At 44.6% G+C, this 17,433-nt stretch carries 13 protein-coding genes, 1 tRNA gene and 1 pseudogene; 5 read left to right on the forward strand and 10 right to left on the reverse strand.

Annotated features, from left to right (window positions below):
- Positions 1 to 25: 25 nt before the first annotated feature.
- Genes SIB64_RS01280 through SIB64_RS01295 form a run of 4 tightly spaced genes read right to left on the reverse strand, consistent with a single transcriptional unit; the run spans position 26 to position 3,946 of the window.
- Positions 26 to 250 carry a hypothetical protein gene (locus tag SIB64_RS01280; protein ID WP_413441541.1) on the reverse strand — a complete coding sequence of 75 codons (225 nt, stop codon included), beginning with the start codon at positions 248 to 250 and terminating at the stop codon, positions 26 to 28.
- Complete coding sequence (locus tag SIB64_RS01285; protein WP_413441542.1) at positions 250 to 1,812, reverse strand: glycosyltransferase; 1,563 nt, start codon at positions 1,810 to 1,812, stop codon at positions 250 to 252. The genes SIB64_RS01280 and SIB64_RS01285 overlap by 1 nt, the downstream gene beginning before the upstream one ends.
- On the reverse strand, positions 1,809 to 3,020 hold the full coding sequence (locus SIB64_RS01290; protein WP_413441543.1) for a glycosyltransferase: 1,212 nt from the start codon (positions 3,018 to 3,020) through the stop codon (positions 1,809 to 1,811). The genes SIB64_RS01285 and SIB64_RS01290 overlap by 4 nt, the downstream gene beginning before the upstream one ends.
- The gene (locus tag SIB64_RS01295) at positions 3,017 to 3,946 is read right to left on the reverse strand and encodes a hypothetical protein (RefSeq protein ID WP_413441544.1); all 930 of its coding nucleotides are present in this window, start codon (positions 3,944 to 3,946) and stop codon (positions 3,017 to 3,019) included. Before SIB64_RS01295 ends, SIB64_RS01290 begins: the two co-directional genes overlap by 4 nt.
- A gap of 267 nt (positions 3,947 to 4,213) precedes the next feature.
- Between SIB64_RS01295 and SIB64_RS01300 the strand changes: the two genes are divergently transcribed.
- Positions 4,214 to 5,023, forward strand: a complete 810-nt coding sequence (locus tag SIB64_RS01300; protein ID WP_413441545.1) for a hypothetical protein — start codon at positions 4,214 to 4,216, stop codon at positions 5,021 to 5,023.
- Complete coding sequence (locus SIB64_RS01305; protein WP_413441546.1) at positions 5,020 to 6,168, forward strand: glycosyltransferase family 9 protein; 1,149 nt, start codon at positions 5,020 to 5,022, stop codon at positions 6,166 to 6,168. Before SIB64_RS01300 ends, SIB64_RS01305 begins: the two co-directional genes overlap by 4 nt.
- A gap of 1 nt (position 6,169) precedes the next feature.
- Here the strand turns inward: SIB64_RS01305 and SIB64_RS01310 are convergent, their stop codons facing one another.
- From SIB64_RS01310 to SIB64_RS01320, 3 genes are all read right to left on the reverse strand, one after another.
- Entirely contained in the window at positions 6,170 to 7,303 is a 1,134-nt protein-coding gene (locus tag SIB64_RS01310) for a glycosyltransferase family 4 protein (protein WP_413441547.1), read from the reverse strand.
- Positions 7,304 to 7,571: 268 nt separating this feature from the next.
- A tRNA-Gly gene (locus SIB64_RS01315) sits at positions 7,572 to 7,643 on the reverse strand.
- 846 nt (positions 7,644 to 8,489) lie between these two features.
- Positions 8,490 to 9,716 (reverse strand): glycosyltransferase, encoded by a 1,227-nt coding sequence (locus SIB64_RS01320; protein WP_413441548.1) that lies wholly within the window; start codon positions 9,714 to 9,716, stop codon positions 8,490 to 8,492.
- 735 nt (positions 9,717 to 10,451) lie between these two features.
- Here SIB64_RS01320 and SIB64_RS01325 point away from each other — a divergent pair.
- Entirely contained in the window at positions 10,452 to 11,666 is a 1,215-nt protein-coding gene (locus tag SIB64_RS01325) for a glycosyltransferase 61 family protein (protein ID WP_413441549.1), read from the forward strand.
- A gap of 1,928 nt (positions 11,667 to 13,594) precedes the next feature.
- On the opposite strand, the gene ribH is transcribed toward SIB64_RS01325, so the two are convergent.
- Positions 13,595 to 14,077: a 6,7-dimethyl-8-ribityllumazine synthase gene (gene ribH / locus SIB64_RS01330; RefSeq protein ID WP_413441550.1), complete on the reverse strand. Its 483-nt coding sequence runs from the start codon at positions 14,075 to 14,077 to the stop codon at positions 13,595 to 13,597.
- Positions 14,078 to 14,141: 64 nt separating this feature from the next.
- Entirely contained in the window at positions 14,142 to 14,330 is a 189-nt protein-coding gene (psbZ, locus tag SIB64_RS01335; protein WP_413441551.1) for a photosystem II reaction center protein PsbZ, read from the reverse strand.
- Between the two features lie 361 nt (positions 14,331 to 14,691).
- Here psbZ and mutS point away from each other — a divergent pair.
- Positions 14,692 to 16,095, forward strand: a pseudogene (mutS, locus tag SIB64_RS01340) (DNA mismatch repair protein MutS); the annotation flags it as partial.
- A gap of 131 nt (positions 16,096 to 16,226) precedes the next feature.
- On the opposite strand, the gene SIB64_RS01345 reads toward mutS, so the two are convergent.
- Entirely contained in the window at positions 16,227 to 16,367 is a 141-nt protein-coding gene (locus SIB64_RS01345; protein WP_413441552.1) for a hypothetical protein, read from the reverse strand.
- Between the two features lie 120 nt (positions 16,368 to 16,487).
- Here SIB64_RS01345 and SIB64_RS01350 point away from each other — a divergent pair, with 120 nt between their 5' ends.
- Entirely contained in the window at positions 16,488 to 17,249 is a 762-nt protein-coding gene (locus SIB64_RS01350; RefSeq protein WP_413441553.1) for a hypothetical protein, read from the forward strand.
- The last annotated feature ends 184 nt before the right edge of the window (positions 17,250 to 17,433 follow it).

The following is a 17,433-nucleotide window of genomic DNA, read 5'->3' on the forward strand; positions in this document are numbered from 1 at the left end:
CATTGTATCCGGGGATTGGCCCTTCTTAAGAACGGAACTCCTTTTGGGCCAGCCACAACGTTATACCGGCGATCACTATGCCCATCAGCAAGGGCGCTAGAAGAACGATCACAATCCAGAGTTGGCCGATGTGGACCAGCCAAGCCAGCGACAAGCCATAGGGAACACAGCAACCCACGGGAAACAACCAGCGCTGCCAACGACTGCGAATCATTTGGTGGCGAATCCTGGCTAAGAGGGGAGGATGCATCAACTATGTTTTGCGAGAAGGGATTGATGGAGTCTGTCCAGACTGTCCTGAGGCGCCTCACGCTTCAGCAAATTCCAGAGCTCTGCCCGACCCTTTGTGACCAAATTGGAGACAGGTTGAAAAAGACGGTCATCACCCGCTCCGAACGAACCGGCTGGATAACCCCGAAAACAACGAACCGGATCATGAATCAAGGCCGGCGGCACTGGAGCAACACCCAGCGCAGGCGCTTCGGAGGCCCGCCTTTGGTTCAATTCATCGAACAACAGCTTGTGTTGTGCCATCACCACATCCCCAGCGAACGTTGAAGCAGCATGGCGCTGAGCGGCCTTCCCCATAGCATTGGCCAGATTCGGGCACCCCAGCAAAGTCAACACACTCTGTTCGGCTTCCCCTGCATCCAAATGAACCAACTGCGCCAAGGCCCCCGATATAGCGACATAGGACTGCAATCCGCAGGCCTGCATCCAACCCAGTGGGAAGGAAAGGTCTGCTGCTGTTGCACTCCAACGCGTGGGCACAAGAAATCCATGCAGGCCATGGCTGACAAGATCGCGGTAACCGTCCCAGTTGGACGCAACCACGGGCAGTCCCGCCCCCATCGCCTCCGCAACGGCCAAACCAAAGGTTTCTTGTGTGTTGTCGACGAATGAAACGGCCAGATCCGCTGCAGCGAGAGCCAAGTGCTTGGTTGATTCAGGAACCGGTTGGTCACCACCCAGCCTTAAAAACCGCAGAGATCGGCACTGTTGGCGTAACTCCTGAAAATGGTGGGCCTGCTCGGGTGAATCATCGGGGCCACACTCAATCAACACCACGATTTGATTGAGCTGCTGAGCCACACGGTCGATCACGCGATAGGTGAACCATGGGTCTTGTTTTGTGTACAGCGAGAGGCGACCCAACCAGAGGACAACAGCCGTATTCGCATCGAGCCCCAAGGCTTGTCTTGCCTTTTCTTTGGGTGGGAGTTCAAGCAGGGGCTTCAAATTGAGGGGCAGGGGAATCACAGGCAACTGGGGCCTGTATTGCCGCAAGTTCAGACGACTACCGCCGGTGCGATGGACTAGCAATGCTTCGCGGTCATCCAAGACGGCTTCAACCACTGCCCGTCCTGCGGTGCTACTACAGACCACGGCATCCCATGGCATCACCGGCTCGGAAACCAACTCTTGCAGCAGGGCCTGGCTGCCTTGGGAACTAATTGTGTGAATTTGTCCTACCAGGGAAAACGCGCTGCTGCCAACAACGCGGCGCCACTGAGCCCAGCGGCCAAGCGATGGATCCGGAATAAACAAAACGCCGCAACCCTGCTGAACCACCTGCTGCGGCGTCGACATCGACATCAAAGAGATGCTTTTCGTCCAGCCCAAAGCACTGAATTGCATATTGAGCGCTTGCAAAACATCTGGCCCCACAGAAGCCACAAGCAAACTGAGCTGGTCTTCCTCCGTTGCCTGAACCCACTCGCGAAGCCAAGACTGGGCTGCCCAACGACGACCATTGAGTTGATTGCCCTCCAGCCAGAGATCAGAACTGATCAACAATCCGGTGCGATTCATCGCTGGAGGCCCTCCAACAAGTCGGCAAGTTTGGGAACAACACGGCGTTGATCCCATTGGAATGCCTTGCGGCGGGCAGCCGCAGAAAACTGTTTTCGTAACGCAGCATCGGAAAGGAGCTTCAAAACACGGCGCGCAAGAGTGCGTGAGTCGTTCATGGGCACCAAAACACCATCAATCCCATCGTCAATCGCCTCTTGCACCGGCATGCCACGACTGCCAACAATGCAACATCCGCATGCCATCGCTTCCAACAAACTCCAACCCATCACGAAGGGGTAACTCAAATACACGTGCACCCAGCTCGCTTGCAGCAACGCCAACAAATGTGGATGGGGAATCCGGCCAAGAAAATGAAGCCGACTCAAATCGAGCTCGTCTTTCAGTTCAGCCAAAATCTGCTCTTTTAAGGTCAATTGTCCCTCAATTGGTCCGCCGTATCCCGCATTGTTATCGCCAACAATCAACACACGAACGTTGGGATGAGACGCGAACACCATTGGCAAGGCACGCATGAACATGTCAAAACCACGTAAACGCTCGAGGTTGCGATTCACAAAAGTAATGGTGGGGCTCATTCGATCAATTGGTATGTCTTGCACCCTGTAGCTCACGTTGGGATTGGGACAAGCCAGCTCCACATCAATGCCTTCATGGATGAGATGCAAGCGGTGATCTTGAAACGCCCGGGGGAGACTGGCGGCTTGGTGACGAGTGGGCATTACCCAAGCATCACCCCGTGCGATCGCGGCCAAGGTCAAGGCATTGCGACCGACGAGATTCAAGCGCCCCGCCAAACCTGGTGCTGGTTTCTCAGGATCAACACCGTGGCCCGCATGCTCTGGGGCGACCCAGAGCTCGGGCCAGGTGAGAAGGGGGATGTGGGGCCACACCTCCCGGAGAGCAAGGGTTTCCCCCCATCCCGTATGTGCTCCGATCCGATCCGGTTGCCACCCTTGGCGCTCTAATTGCTCACATAGACCTGCCACCGCGACAGCCCGTTTGAGGCCTTCCTGCCAAAGCTCAGAACCATAAGCATGCTCCCCAGATGGAGCAGGTGGCGGCTCGTAACGAAGCACCTCAAATGGCCAAGGCAAGTGCCTTGAATGGGAGCAAATCGCCTTTAACTCGTGACCACGCTCGATCAGAAAGGGTACTAACTGCCGGAATTGCCCCGGAAAATTCTGGTGGATCAACAGAATTTTCATTCCGCAGCACCAACATCCTCAGCCTGTTCAAGCAATTCATTCTCAGTAGGTGCTGACGAAGGGGCTACTGACGGTAATGTCAATTTGCAATGAAACCATTCACCCCAATGCTGGATTTCCAACCAGCTCGCATGCGACATCGCTGGTTTATAGAGGCAAAAAGTACGAGCGATTCCTACCGTAGCCGCACTTTCTAACGGTGTAATCCAACGATCATCGCCATTTTGCCACCAGGGGCAGGCCATCCAAATTTTCCATTGAGCCGGCGTGAGGAAAAAACAACCCGCGTGAGGATTTTCAGGACTCACGAAAAGAACATCACCCCCAATCGTTTGCCAGCGCAACTCAGGCGGAGGATTTGGGATAACACGTCGCCACTCGTCTTCAACCAAGGGTCCATCGATGTAAAACCGGTCTGCGTTTGGATCAGGGCGACTCACCAATTCAACTCGCTGGGGCAGTAACACATGATCCACTCCAAACTCACACTGAAAGTCATAGATTTTGTGAAAGAACAACGAATCGTGGATAACAAGATCATCTTCCATATAACCCAACAGATCGTATCCAGAATCCACCTGAGCCGCTAAAAAACGATGCGCCTCAAAACCCAAGTGCTTAGGAGTGACAGGATGTGTAATTACAAATTTAAACATACCATGATAGGACTCATCCAAATAATCAAGAACGTGGTGCTGGCCATCGGTTATCAAACAAAGATCAACCGAATGCCGTAGTTGCTCATTACAGCCATCCGCACGTCGGCCTGCAATATGAAGCTGCAATTGTTGATGAGCCAAGCGTCGCACCGCGAGGATGAGACGTTGAAGTGCCTCAACTCTGGGCTCCGGCTCAGGCCGCAACGATTGATGATCACCCCCACCCTCAGGATTCCAGTAATGAACGATGGCCAGAAGGATGCGCATAGCAGGCCCCGGAATCTGCTCAGGATCCCATGCTCGCCTTAAGAGATGCGAATCCTTGTTCTGAGCGACGCCTTATCCCCGTGGCACAGTGTCTGGATCCGGATTGGGCAATACCTGCAGGCCATGCCATGGCATGCAGACGTTTGTAGTGATTGCAAGTTGGATAGGGCCGGAGAGCTGCACGGCATTTGCCCACGACGGGGTGTCTTACCTGCTTGCCAGTTGATCATTCTGTACCGCTGGTCCCCGTTGGAGCTAAAGCGCTCCGTGAGGGCTCTCACTGAAGCCATTCATAGTGGAATTCCTCTGATTGCTGATCTGGATGACAATCTTTGGCAAGCTAATCAAGCGATCTGGTCACGCAGAAGGCTCACATTGCTGGGAAGTTTTTTGCGGCATGCACAAGTTATCACGTGCAGCACTGAAAACCTTCGACAAATGCTTTCAACAATGTTCCCTTCTCAAAGAGTACGGTTGATTAAAAACTATGCCCCTGAACAGAGGCGTAGCAACGCTGCTAGCGTTAACAGTGAAAAGATCAGAATCGGTTGGACGGGCGCTCCATGGACACGACCCAAAGATTTAGAGCAGCTGAGACCGTTAGCTCACTGGATAGCAACAAAACCAACACTCCAGTTGGTTCATGTTGGCCATCGCGTTGGAAGGCTGAGCTTCGCACATGCCTTGGAGTTGGAAGACAATCAGGTGGAATATTACCCACTACAGTCATATATTAGTTATCTCAACCATCTGAACTTTGAGATCGGGCTGGCACCCCTTAGGGCAGGAGGATTCAACAGCTACAAAAGCGAACTCAAACTCCTGGAGTACGCCAGCCAAGGCATTGCTTGGATCGCCTCCGATGTGGATCCGTATCGCGATCTTTGCGACGAGTGGAAATGGACAGGACGACTCGCAGCAAATCCAAATGACTGGATCAAGCATCTGAAGCAACTCTTGGACGAGAAGATGTTTTGCAAAGAGGCACAAACACTGCAAGAGATCTGCATGCAACACAGGCCATTTCGTGATGGAGTCAAGCAATGGCAACGCTTAATTGAAGCCATGCGGCCATGAGTTTGCAAAGAATTCAAGCAAAACTCAAGACAGCTTTTCTTCAGCGACCACACGATCCAATTCTTTATCAACAGCTCGCCTTTACGCTGCACCATCTGGGCAAACCAAACCAGGCCAGCCGTGCATTCGAACTCTTGATTCAGAACAACCCAGAGGCTGGAGAATCTGTTCTGAGCTATCGCGTGTTGGACCTGCTGTTGTCCAACCAATGGGAGCGAGCCTGGAACCTAATGAATCAATCAGATCTACTGGCGCGGCGTCTTGGAGCGACCCTTTACAACAAACTGACAACAACATTTGGAGCACCCCTCTGGAAGTGTCAGCAATTACCGCAACACAGGATCTTAGTGGTGGGTGAACAAGGACAAGGAGACTTAATCCAGGCGGTTCGGCTTATTGAAGTTCTACAGCAACGACAATTGGTAGTGGTTTTCTGCCAAGCCCACCTCGCACGACTACTACTTGAATGCAGCACAATCAAGAATGTTTGCTCATCGATTGCCAGCATCCCTCAAGCAACAACCTGGATTCCAGCGATGAATTTATTGCCCATGCTCTGGAAGCCTGGACAGGACATACCCGGACGACAAGAGTATTTAATGCCTTCTCTACGACGTGTTGAGCATTGGCGATACTATTTAAAACAAGATAGAAAAATTTACTTGATTGGTCTGCATTGGCAAGGAAATCCAGAGCAAGAAAAAACGAATTATGCGTCTGGGCGATCAATACCGTTTGAAACATTCCTAATGTTAAGAGGTCTACCAAACCTGGAATTCGTCTCGCTGCAGAAGTTTGACGGCAAGGAACAACTGCGTATGGATGAAGGCCTGCCGTTTGTATCAGGGCAAAATGCTGTTAGCGCCAGCACCGACTGGCGTGATACAGCAGCGGTCTTGGCGCATTGCGATCTTGTAATCAGCGGCGACAGCGCAATAGCCCACCTTGCTGGGGCGATGGGAGTTCCAACATGGCTTTTGCTGAAGCATATTCCCGATTGGCGCTGGGGGCTATGTGGAACAGGAACTCCCTGGTACCCCTGCATAACAATCATCCGACAAACTTGCGCAGGAGATTGGGAAGGCGTGATGACCAATGTCAGAGCACGGTTGGAAGCATTGCGTTGGCGGAAAACAATCGATTAACTCAATCAAGTGACGCTTGCATCAATGATGCCAACTTCAATGACGAAGCGCCAACATCAAAACAACGACAAGCAACGCGCCGTGCACGTTTGCGCAGTTGTTCATGACGCGCTGGATTGCTGATGACATCTTGCAAAACTTCAGCTAAGTGGGCTCCATCTCCAGCTCGAAATCGACGTCCATTAACATCGTCATAGACAGTTTCCGCAGCACCACCACTTCCACTGCTAATCACCAACAACCCAGCCGCCATTGCTTCAACCTGCACGATCCCAAATCCCTCAGGATGAATCGAAGGAAACACCAAGATTTGATGGCGTGCATAAAACTCAGCGAGAGTATCGCGGTCAAGACGGCCTAAGAATTGAACATGATTAGCGATATCAGCATCGGCGACATATCTTTGAAAGGGATTTAAACCGTCCACGCCAAACTCGGCTCCGGCGAACTCCGCATTAAAAGCGATACCCAAACTTTTCAAGCGGATCAAGGCATCCAACAACACTTGAGGCCCTTTCGACCCAATCATTAAGCCGGCATAGGCAATTTTGAGTGGAACCGACAAAGGAGTTGACAGAAGAGATGCAAACCTCCATGTTTGTGCCCCGGTATAGATTACAGGAACATTGGAGCCACTGGAAATAGCGAGCTGTAGCGCACTTGCTGTGTGCTGGCTCCCACCCAAGGGGTGATAAAGAGGACTACTCAAAGGAAGTTGATCAATTTCAACATTGGCATTTGCAAAGCCAAAATGATGCCAGACATGAATACCAGCTGCAACCAACTGATGCAAAAGTGTAGGATTTAGCAAGTCAATATTGCCAACCAACGCAGCCTGTGGCTGAAATGTTCGCATGAACTGCTCGAGTAAGCGATAATTTTGAACATTCCGAGTATGAATGTCGCCAGCATTATTCAAAAGCTGCAGACCATTTTCATAAGATCCCAACAAAAGTAGGTTTCTGCAGACTCCTATTTCATCGCCTATATCTCCATCCAAATAGGGAGCATTACTTGTTAATACTTGAATCTGGTGACCAAGGGCCCTCAATTCATTAGCAAAATCAAATAGAGATCGACCGTACCCACCCAGTTCCTGCGGAGGATAGAGATTATTAAGCACCAACAGACGCATAAAGCAACTGGGCCACTAACTCAATTCTTGCACAAAACCGCAAAAAACTTATACAAATCCAGACAAATGATTGCAAAAAGGAAGTTCAAGCTTTACAGGCGCATGTCAAAGAATCGAAGATGATACACGAAACAAAAAATAACTCAGAGAGTATCCCCCAAAGATCAAAGGAAAGTAAGATGGAATCAAATCTAGAAAATAAACATCAAATTGACTTAAAAAATTTAAAATATGCCCAAGTAACAGCAAAGATAAGGCTGATAGAAGAAGCGGATGAAGAGATTCGAACTCTCGACCCTCTCCTTGGCAAGGAGATGCTCTACCACTGAGCTACATCCGCAAGTTCAGGATTGAACCCTCAACACGTCTATGATGGACCATCCCCTACCCTTAAGTCAAGCAGCAATCCCTAATGAAGGACTATGATCACCTTTTTGAAAATTAAATTCCCTACTAACGGTTCAGACTAATGCAATCAGATATTAAATGCGTGAATTTTTTATCCAAATCATAACTAATCGAGTAGGCGATATTGGGGAGCACTATTACTCTTGCCAGTCATATCAATCAAAACAAGAAAGCTACCTCAAGATTTTTTGACTAAATATGGTTAAGTCACGAATAAATAAAAAGCTTATGTCAATAATGATTAAACTTCGATCAGGGAAACATCCAGATCTTAGTAAAGCCAACAGACCCGACAATTGCAACAAGAAAAACAAAAAATAAGATTATGTTTTGCCAACACAACACGGAGATATTGAATTAAATAACAATACATACCATACCTAGTGGTTATTAAATTTGCAGAACAAGCCAGCTTAAGACACAAAATCATGGCACATCTAAAATGAAAGCAAAATACAGCCTAAAAATGAATGCATAGCAATCAACATGTAATATGACGAGAAAGATGGTAAGATTGGATTCAATTAAATCACAAAGATATTATCGAAACATTTAAAAAGTATAGAGCGGCAATATCCAGCTCATTATCAAGCAAGCCAAAAAAACAATTCCATACACGAATTTTTTTAAGTCAAAAATCAAAAGTATTTGAAGCAAAATTATTATTGGCTGTAGGCAAACTCGCATGATTAAACCATTGAAGGAACAACAATCAACAATCTCATTGAAGAGAAAATATTAACACGTTAAATCGCATAGAACAGTGATAGTTAGAATACTAAGCATCAAAGCCATCAAATAATGCAGAATAATATAAGACTGCTTGAAATGAATTTAAGCAGCCAAATCTGTCAACATGTATAGAGGCAGGTTTTGAAGACCGAATATTCAAAATTGTACGAAAACTATATCTAGGTAAAGCCATCTCATCGGAACTAGTCATAGAAAAAGACTGAGTATAAATATGCTTGAGCTTGTCAATAAGTCCATGATGACGAACATATAAGCGCAAGAATTTAATAAAATCAATAGCATAATAAGGTGCGACACTGGCTTCACAGCAAATATAGGCTTCAGTAAGATTAATAATCCATGGCAGTGAAATATTCCAAGATTTACTTTGTACATGAGGCGAAAAAATTTTATGAGCAAAAGCCTGGATTGCAGCATTCCACAATTGATGAGAATCAGAATCGAAGAGATATTTTTTCGAATATGTTCGGAAAGATGAAATTTGATTTTCATCCTTAAATTTTTTATTTTCGTCAGAGAGCTCACCAGGGGACATAGTCACCAAGCCATTGCTTTTAGCGCCGATACCACTAATAGAAATAGGGGAATTTGTAAGAAAATAGCTACCTGACAATAAGTATAATGACTGTATAGCTGAAAAAATGTCAGGTGCAATGCAGTCAGGGTGGGGGAAAAATTTATACTCACCAAAGAAGGATTTATTTTTACCCTTTATAAAATCAATTAGGTGTAAAGGAAAAAAGCTATTGTAGATATTAGGTAAATCATTATAGCTTACACATTCAGTCTGGGAATAGTGTAGTTTACTTGCAAAGGACGTCTCGATGGGGGCCTGCCACGGTAAACCAGAGAGTTGCCCATGCTGTGGCGTATCATTCCAAAAGTATGCTCCCCTATACCAGGTTAAGATTGAGTTTGGGTGGTTCCTAAAATGACTGTCTACATGATTCCTATAACAAAACATCAAAGCATCATCGTCACCTAAAGTTGTAACATAATTTCCTGTTGCATGTGACAAACCAAACTCAAAATTTTCATACATAGGTACAACACGTTCCGTATAAACAATTCGAAGCTGTTGAAGATCAACTCTATGACCTAAAAAGGCCTTGACAATTTTAAAATCCATATGGTCTCCATTCACAGAAACAATAATTTCGACGTCCTTTCCGAATTGAAGGATTGAATCAACAGCTGAAGCAAGATATTGGTATCGTTGACGAGTTGGAATGACAACTGAATATAGAAACATTTAAGGAGTCAAATAAATTACAATACTATAACAAATGGAACTCATAAGGTTTGATTAATACTTCAGGAGAGTATCCTAAAACAATACTAGCAAAATTTCTCAGCCAAATAACATTAATTTTAGTAATGAGAGCTATTAGAAATTCATTTTATTAAAAATAAGAGCCAATATTTACTGGTAGCTCGAATGTCCAGCATAGCAGTGTTGATATAATTAAACTTGTTGAATAAACTTTGAGAGATAGAAGGTGATAACAATTTAAGATAATTAAAATGATAAAATTCTCGGAGAGTGGGCACTCGAAAATTTTGATGAGAAAGAGTGAGATTTATAACATTAAATCAAGAAGATGCAATGACGCGAGAAAATTAATGAATAAATCTAGATAATTTTGTTGATGCAGGGAGAATTAAATTCACCTTTAAAAGAGAAATTAAACCGGCAGGTCATCACGAAAGCTGGTGAATTTAAATTAATAAATGTTCCAATTGAAATGCCATCGAATCTTTAAATAACGAAGACACCATTAGTTAACCATATTCAAATTAGTTTCTTTGAAAATCAAGCAGGGAAATGGTGCCAAACAATTTAAAACGAATTCTAATCAGATTAAATGTAAAGTAGTATTTGCACAATTAGAGGTCAATCAAAACAAATCGCGAAACGTAATGGAAAAATTAAAAATGCGCATTAATAGCACTTTCGCGAATAATATGTTTAAATAGGAATTTCGTTATGTTAATTATTAATCCTGAAGAAATTAAAGACGATTTACTGGAGAGCCAAGACATCAATATAATCGATTTTGATAAGAGTAGTAATTATAGAGACAAGAAAAGATTTTATGTGTCAAAATTAGAAAAGATTTTTACTGAGTTAAAGTTTAAAAAGTCTGTAAAAATGAAATTCATGGGGAAATACGAATCCAACAGTAAACTAATTAAAGTATATGGAAAATCTATTGTTTACTGCTACACATGGGAGAATGGAGAGTCAAAATTTTTCTTTGTACGCGATAATGTTTTTATAACTGAGGATATATTTTGGTTACGATACTACCCATTTCTTCAAATTACAAATAAAAGAAGTCCTATAGATGGGAAATATTACATGGATGCCAAAATAAATGAAGCACTTTTCAAAGAAATTGAATTAAAAGAAATTAAAAAATCTAACGCTTATGTCATACCATCTCACAACAATCACTTTGGACATTTTATTGGAGATGAATTCCCAAGCTTATGGTTGGAAGGTAAAATATCAAGTTTCTGGAAACAAAAATGTACATATCCATTTAAATGGAAGAGGGGTATAGAAGAAATCCTAAATACTTTGTGCGATAATTTTAATATTTCGCCATTTGATACTGCCCTAGAGAAAAATTTAAACATTAGAAGTATTTTGCCGAATCATTTATCAATATATCTTACAAACCCCGCCATGAAGACATATTTGCTAGAAATGGCGATGGCTCAAATAAGAAAAAAATACAAACAAAAGACTTTTAAGGGAAAACAAAGATTACTAATGGTTAGGCGAGGAAAATATAAAACAAGAATAAACAATATAAAGGAATTAATGCATGTGGTTTGTTCAAAATATTATTTTAACATAATAGATCCAATTGAACATAGTTTCGACAAACTGATAGAGATGTTTTGCAATGCTGAACTAATCATTGCCGAATCAGGTACATCAACATTACAAGCTCTATGCTTATCTCAAGAGCAGTGCAAAGTAATATCGTTAATACCTAAACGTCTGGTTCAAGATACAGATGAAGAAATGATTGAATCTGGATTACCTTATCATTTAATTATGCCTCACAAAATTAGTTTTGTATTAGGGGAAACAATAGAAAAACACTCAATACAGTCATCAGACTTAGTGAATTACAATTTACAGCAAATAGAAGACTGTATTAATAATACCTTAAACAAAAATACGTAACATTTATTTAAATAAAATGATAAAAAATAAATACATAACTAGAGTATATTCTATTGATCTTCAGAATGAATATTCATCAATAAAATAAAGTTAAGTCAAGAAAACTCAATATAGACACTTGAAATGTATAATGACGATAATTTTGGGAGACTATAGTTTTGAGAGACTATAGTTTTGAGAGAGAATCATAGCCAACAATTGATAAGAAATTTACTTTGATATCATTCTAATGTGTTTATCTACCTCAATAAATATATTACACTTTTTTCCTCCACGTCGATATTGATAGTAGTAAACTAATTATCAACAATTGATAGCAATCATTATAAGCCTTCCTCGGTAAATTCAAAAAAGTTTCAACTTTTCTAGAAAAAGAAAGTCCTAAAGCGATTTATAAAACTGAATATCAAACGTATTTTATCTCAGAACAAATATTAAGACTCAGACTTACTAATTATGTAATCTTTAAAATAATATTGCGCTACAAAAATCCAACGAGTTATAATTCTTGGATAAAAAGGACGATATTGCAAAAAATGTGCATAGGTATAATATACTCATGAGGTTGTCCACAGATTATTCGTTTTTATTCTGAACGATATAATTTTCGTGAGTACGATCAAGTGAAACAACTGTTTCGGAATGAGGGTAACTTGGTACAGTGCAATACAAATCCATTTCTTCATCACCTTAAGAGAGGTCTATCGGAGATGGAGATGCCCAAAGAGATATTAATAACATTGATAAATACATTTCCCAGAAAACAGTGAATAATATGCAGCATAATTAATTATATCTATTTTCTTGACTTTCTTCATTTTCATATAAAATTTTTATTCAAGTAATCCTCAGAGACTAGAATCAATCCCGCCAGAAAGGAACTTACTGAAAAGTAAATGTCTTGTATAAAGAATATTGATCTTAAACAACGAAAAACGCACAACAAGATCAATGAATCTGTATGTTTTGCAATTTTGAATTTAGAGATTTAATTTGCTTTTTGTGTTTGATCAAGTTACTGGGCCTGCCTAAATCTCACCGTTCATATTTCATAAAATAGGCAAATCAAGCCAAAAGACTTTTTATCGGGAGGGAATTTTACTAAATATTTTTAATTTTTTTAAATATACATAAAATATATTATTGATGGGATCAAAAGTGTTAATAACTTCAATGCCGACATCGTCTACTACACAAGAATAAAAAGTTTAAGGATAATAAGCTTACCATGAAAAAATAATTAAAAATTACATTGTCACAATGATGTCAAATCACTGACATAAAAGGCAAATCGTGCTTATTTAATTCTCCAAGATACTTAAAATGGATGAAAGTTTTTGTAAAAATATTTATCTCATTTAAAATTTTATTGATATAATATGCAAAGCAATTAAACCATAAATTTTTCAAGAAGTATGGTGAGAGTTTGATTAAGCTTTTATGATAAAGTGATTTTTTAATTTTAATTGTTTCCAATATCAAATCAATACTGTAATACGACATTTTTTTAAGAATAAATCATTCACCCAAGGCTGAAGAAAATATTCTAATAAAGCTAAAAACGATTTGCGCAATTCATTTATTAAATATTTATCAATATATATAGTTTAGCTTAACGATAACTAACGACAAATGAAGAGGTTGTTTTTAAGGATATATGGATTATATATGAAGTATATTTAATATATTTCATATAATGATGAACAAGAAACAAAAATATTAACTCAGAAGTTGACTTAGGAAATGATGTAATCGGCAAAAAATTTAAAAAAAAGCACTAGGATAAACATGAATTATGGCTTTCAAATATTTTGAGTAACTATTGCAGCTAATATATATATAATAATTGCAAAAATTTCAAGTTTCAACGGAGTCTGAATTACGATCGATACTTATGTTTATTTGTATACCTGGCTGTACATTCTAAATTAAGATAACGATAAGGATGTCATCAAACTTCCCATTTCTAGCGCTTCAAGACCGTAATTCCAACCCAAATTGCTCTTGATTCCTGCCCGTTCAAGGGCCTGTTGCATTGTATCTGTTGTCAATACACCAAAAATCACTGGGATCGAAGTATCGCGGGCTACAGACGCTATGCCCTTACTGGCTTCGGCGACCACAACATCAAAATGAGGGGTATCACCACGGATCACAGCGCCGAGTGCGATCAACACCTGATACTTCCGACTTCGAGCCATCTGTTGGGCAACAATCGGAAGCTCGAAACAACCAGGCACCCATGCCACATCAAGGTGGTCGCTAGCCGCAGAGGTATCTATTCCATGACGATTCAAACAATCTAAACAACCGCTCAAAAGCTTGGCTGTAACCAAGTCATTGAAGCGAGAAACAACAACACCTATCCGTAGGGATGATGAGTCCGTAAACCGGCCTTCAAAAGTGGCCATCGAGAATATGGCAGAAGATTCATAACCATAGTGGCAACTACGCTGCACCCATGGGTTAAGGGATTCAGGCCACAAAGAAGCTCACGCCCCAATTGAGCAGCACCAAAGCCACCCAAGCCCCACTCCCTAACAGGATGATGCGATTGGAACGGCCGCTGTCCTCGCTAGAGGCATACAGAACCGGAACCGCAACAATCAACGCAAAGGACATCACCACCAAGGCCAGCACAGTGAGGGTGTTTATGATCTGCATAAGAAGTGTCGCGACACGGAACAGTTTTTAAATTCTCCCACGCAACGGCGTAAAGCCATAGATCATTCAGGCAAAAGCGTTACAGCTTGTGGTGTGTCCGCCTTCCCTAGCAGCCTGAAGAGTTGGCTATCCGCACCTAATACATCCAGGTGAAACCCACTCACGACGGATATTCCGCAATGCCTTCGGCTGGTTGACCTATTACTATTAAGCCTAACAACCGCTCTCCAGCAATCGTAGAGCGGAGCCTCACCGGCAAGTAAGGGTTCTTGAGGGTATTGGCCGAACCGCGAAATTCTTAACATTTCAAATATACGCTCAAAAGCCTCGATGCATTCGGGCTGCAAGAACTACCCCCGACCAGTCGCTGCGACGCCTGCTGCGCCCCATGGGCGACCTGGAGCGCTTGGCGGGGCGGGCTGGTGCAGGTCACGCTGGGGCCCGGGATCTGGTGGCGATCGCTGATGGCCTCGAGCGGCTGCCCCAGCTCGCCGAACGCTTGGCCGCCATGGTCAACGATGCACCCGATGGAATTGCCCAGCTGCTGATGCCCGATCCCGCCCTGGCGGATCTGGCCCGCAGCATTCGCCATGCCCTGCTGGACACACCACCGCTCTCCCTCTCAGAGGGTGGCCTCATCCACGACGGCGTCGATGCCCTGCTGGATGGCCTACGCAATCAACTCGACGATCAAGACGTCTGGTTGGCGCAACAAGAACACAACGAACGGCAACTGAGCGGCATCAGCACCCTCAAGCTCCAGCACCACCGCAGCTTTGGCTACTTCCTGGCGGTGAGCAAAGCCAAGGCCGCTGCCGTGCCAGACCACTGGATCCGCCGCCAGACCCTCACCAATGAAGAGCGCTTCATCACCCCTGATTTAAAGGAACGGGAAGGGCGGATCTTCCAGCTGCGGGCGCGGGCCTGCCAAAGGGAATACGAGCTGTTCTGCAGCTTGCGCGAGCAGGTGGGCGCGATGGCGGCTCCGATCCGTGAGGCCGCACGCGGCGTTGCTGCCCTAGATGCCCTGGCGGGCCTGGCGGAGGTGGCCGCCAGCGAGGGCTACTGCCAACCGACGATCAGCGCAAGCCGTGAACTGCAACTCACAGCCGCCCGTCATCCCGTGGTGGAACAGCTGTTGGTGGACACCCACTTCACCGCAAATGATGTGCAGCTTGGCGCCGGCACCGATCTGGTGGTGCTCACCGGCCCCAACGCCAGTGGCAAAAGTTGTTATTTACGGCAGATCGGCTTGATCCAGCTATTGGCTCAAATCGGTAGTTGGGTTCCAGCCAGCTCAGCCTGCATCGGCATTGCTGATCGAATTTTCACGCGGGTGGGGGCTGTGGATGATCTGGCTGCAGGCCAATCCACCTTCATGGTGGAGATGGCTGAAACCGCCAACATCCTCCACCACGCCTCCGAACGCTCCCTGGTTTTGCTCGATGAAATCGGACGCGGCACAGCCACCTTTGATGGGCTTTCAATTGCCTGGGCCGTGAGCGAACATCTCGCCGGCGAGCTACAAAGCCGCACCGTGTTCGCCACCCACTACCACGAGCTCAACAACCTGGCGGAGGAGCAAGCCAATGTGGCCAACTTCCAGGTGATGGTGGAAGAAACCGGAGACGACCTTGTGTTCCTGCATCAGGTGCAGTCTGGTGGTGCCAGCCGCAGCTACGGCATCGAAGCAGCACGGCTCGCCGGCGTTCCCATCGGTGTCGTGCAGCGGGCCCGGCAAATTCTTGATCAGTTGGCCGACTGATGAACAACCCAAGCAAAGCAAGGAATCAGCCGATCACAAGAAAGGATTACTGGCAACTCTTTTGCAACGACGAAACACTTGCAAAACAATTCCTCCATTCAGCCATTCAGCATGAAACCAACCCCATTGAATTAGCCAGTCTTTGCCAGTTCCTCACCTTTTACGGAGAGTTCAACGCGTCCTTCCAAACGCTGACGCGGTGCGAACCCAAGACGTTGCGCTGTGAACAAGGCCGTGGTGCTCTCCTCAGAATTAAGCAATACAGACACCATCACAACCCCTGGCTGAGCCTCTGCCTACCCGAATGGAAGCCATGGTTTGAACAGGTTGATGCCATTGTTCGCTCCAGCGATTGTCAACTGAAACTCTCTTTGGGAGGAGGCTTAGGAGACATGCTCGAAACGATGGCGCTGGCCTACGCGCATCGAGGCCTCTTCAAAGATCGGCTCACCATTCTTGTTCCCAAGCAAGCGACGCAAGCCATTGCTCCCTTGCTTACTGCCCATCAAGCACAACACAAGCTGAAATGGATCAGTAAATCAAACAAACCCCAAGACAACAGCAATGATGCTTTTCCGATCGTCCAAACCGTCTTTCGCGCCTGCCTGGCCAGGCACAATCCAAATGCAACCCCCAAACCAGTTGCAAAACTCAATCAACAGACAACAACATCACCACGCATTCTCCTCTGCTGCTGGCGCTCAAAAGTGGATCCAGAAGAAAAGTTATGGGCGCATCTAAGAAGCCTTGGCTTAAAAACAATTTTGAAATTATATCAACGATTAACACCGGTCGTCTCCAAATTAAACTTACAAATTATCGATCTCACGCGCTATGAAGCGAGTGAGATCCAAGCTCTCAATCAAACGGTTGCCTTCCAATTGACCCTTCCAGGCGCTGCAATCAAAAGCTTTCTCGACACCAGTCGATTTTTCGGGCCCAATACAATGGTCGCAAGCATCGACACGTCACTTGTTCACCTCGCCTGCTGGTACCACCAAGCTCCCATTGTGCTAGCCCACAAATACAAAGACGGACGTTGGCTTCAGCACTTCTGGAATGATGTTCTAATCCTTGAGCAACAACAATTGCACAATTGGGATCATCCCATTGATCGGCTCATCGAGCGAATTGAGAACCATCTATGGCATTAAGCCCAGGGGAAACCCGGATTAGTCGATCATCAATAAGACATACCGGCAAAATCGACTGAAAAAAAGCAATATTTACGCTGCAGCAAGAAGCCATTTTCCCTACTCTTCCCCCGATATACTGAAAGTCTGAATCAATTAGACATTTACTCTACTGCTTTCAACGATCTAACAAGCCACTTCAACG

The sequence above is a fragment of the Synechococcus sp. MIT S1220 genome, assembly GCF_047303025.1.
Taxonomy (GTDB): domain Bacteria; phylum Cyanobacteriota; class Cyanobacteriia; order PCC-6307; family Cyanobiaceae; genus Parasynechococcus.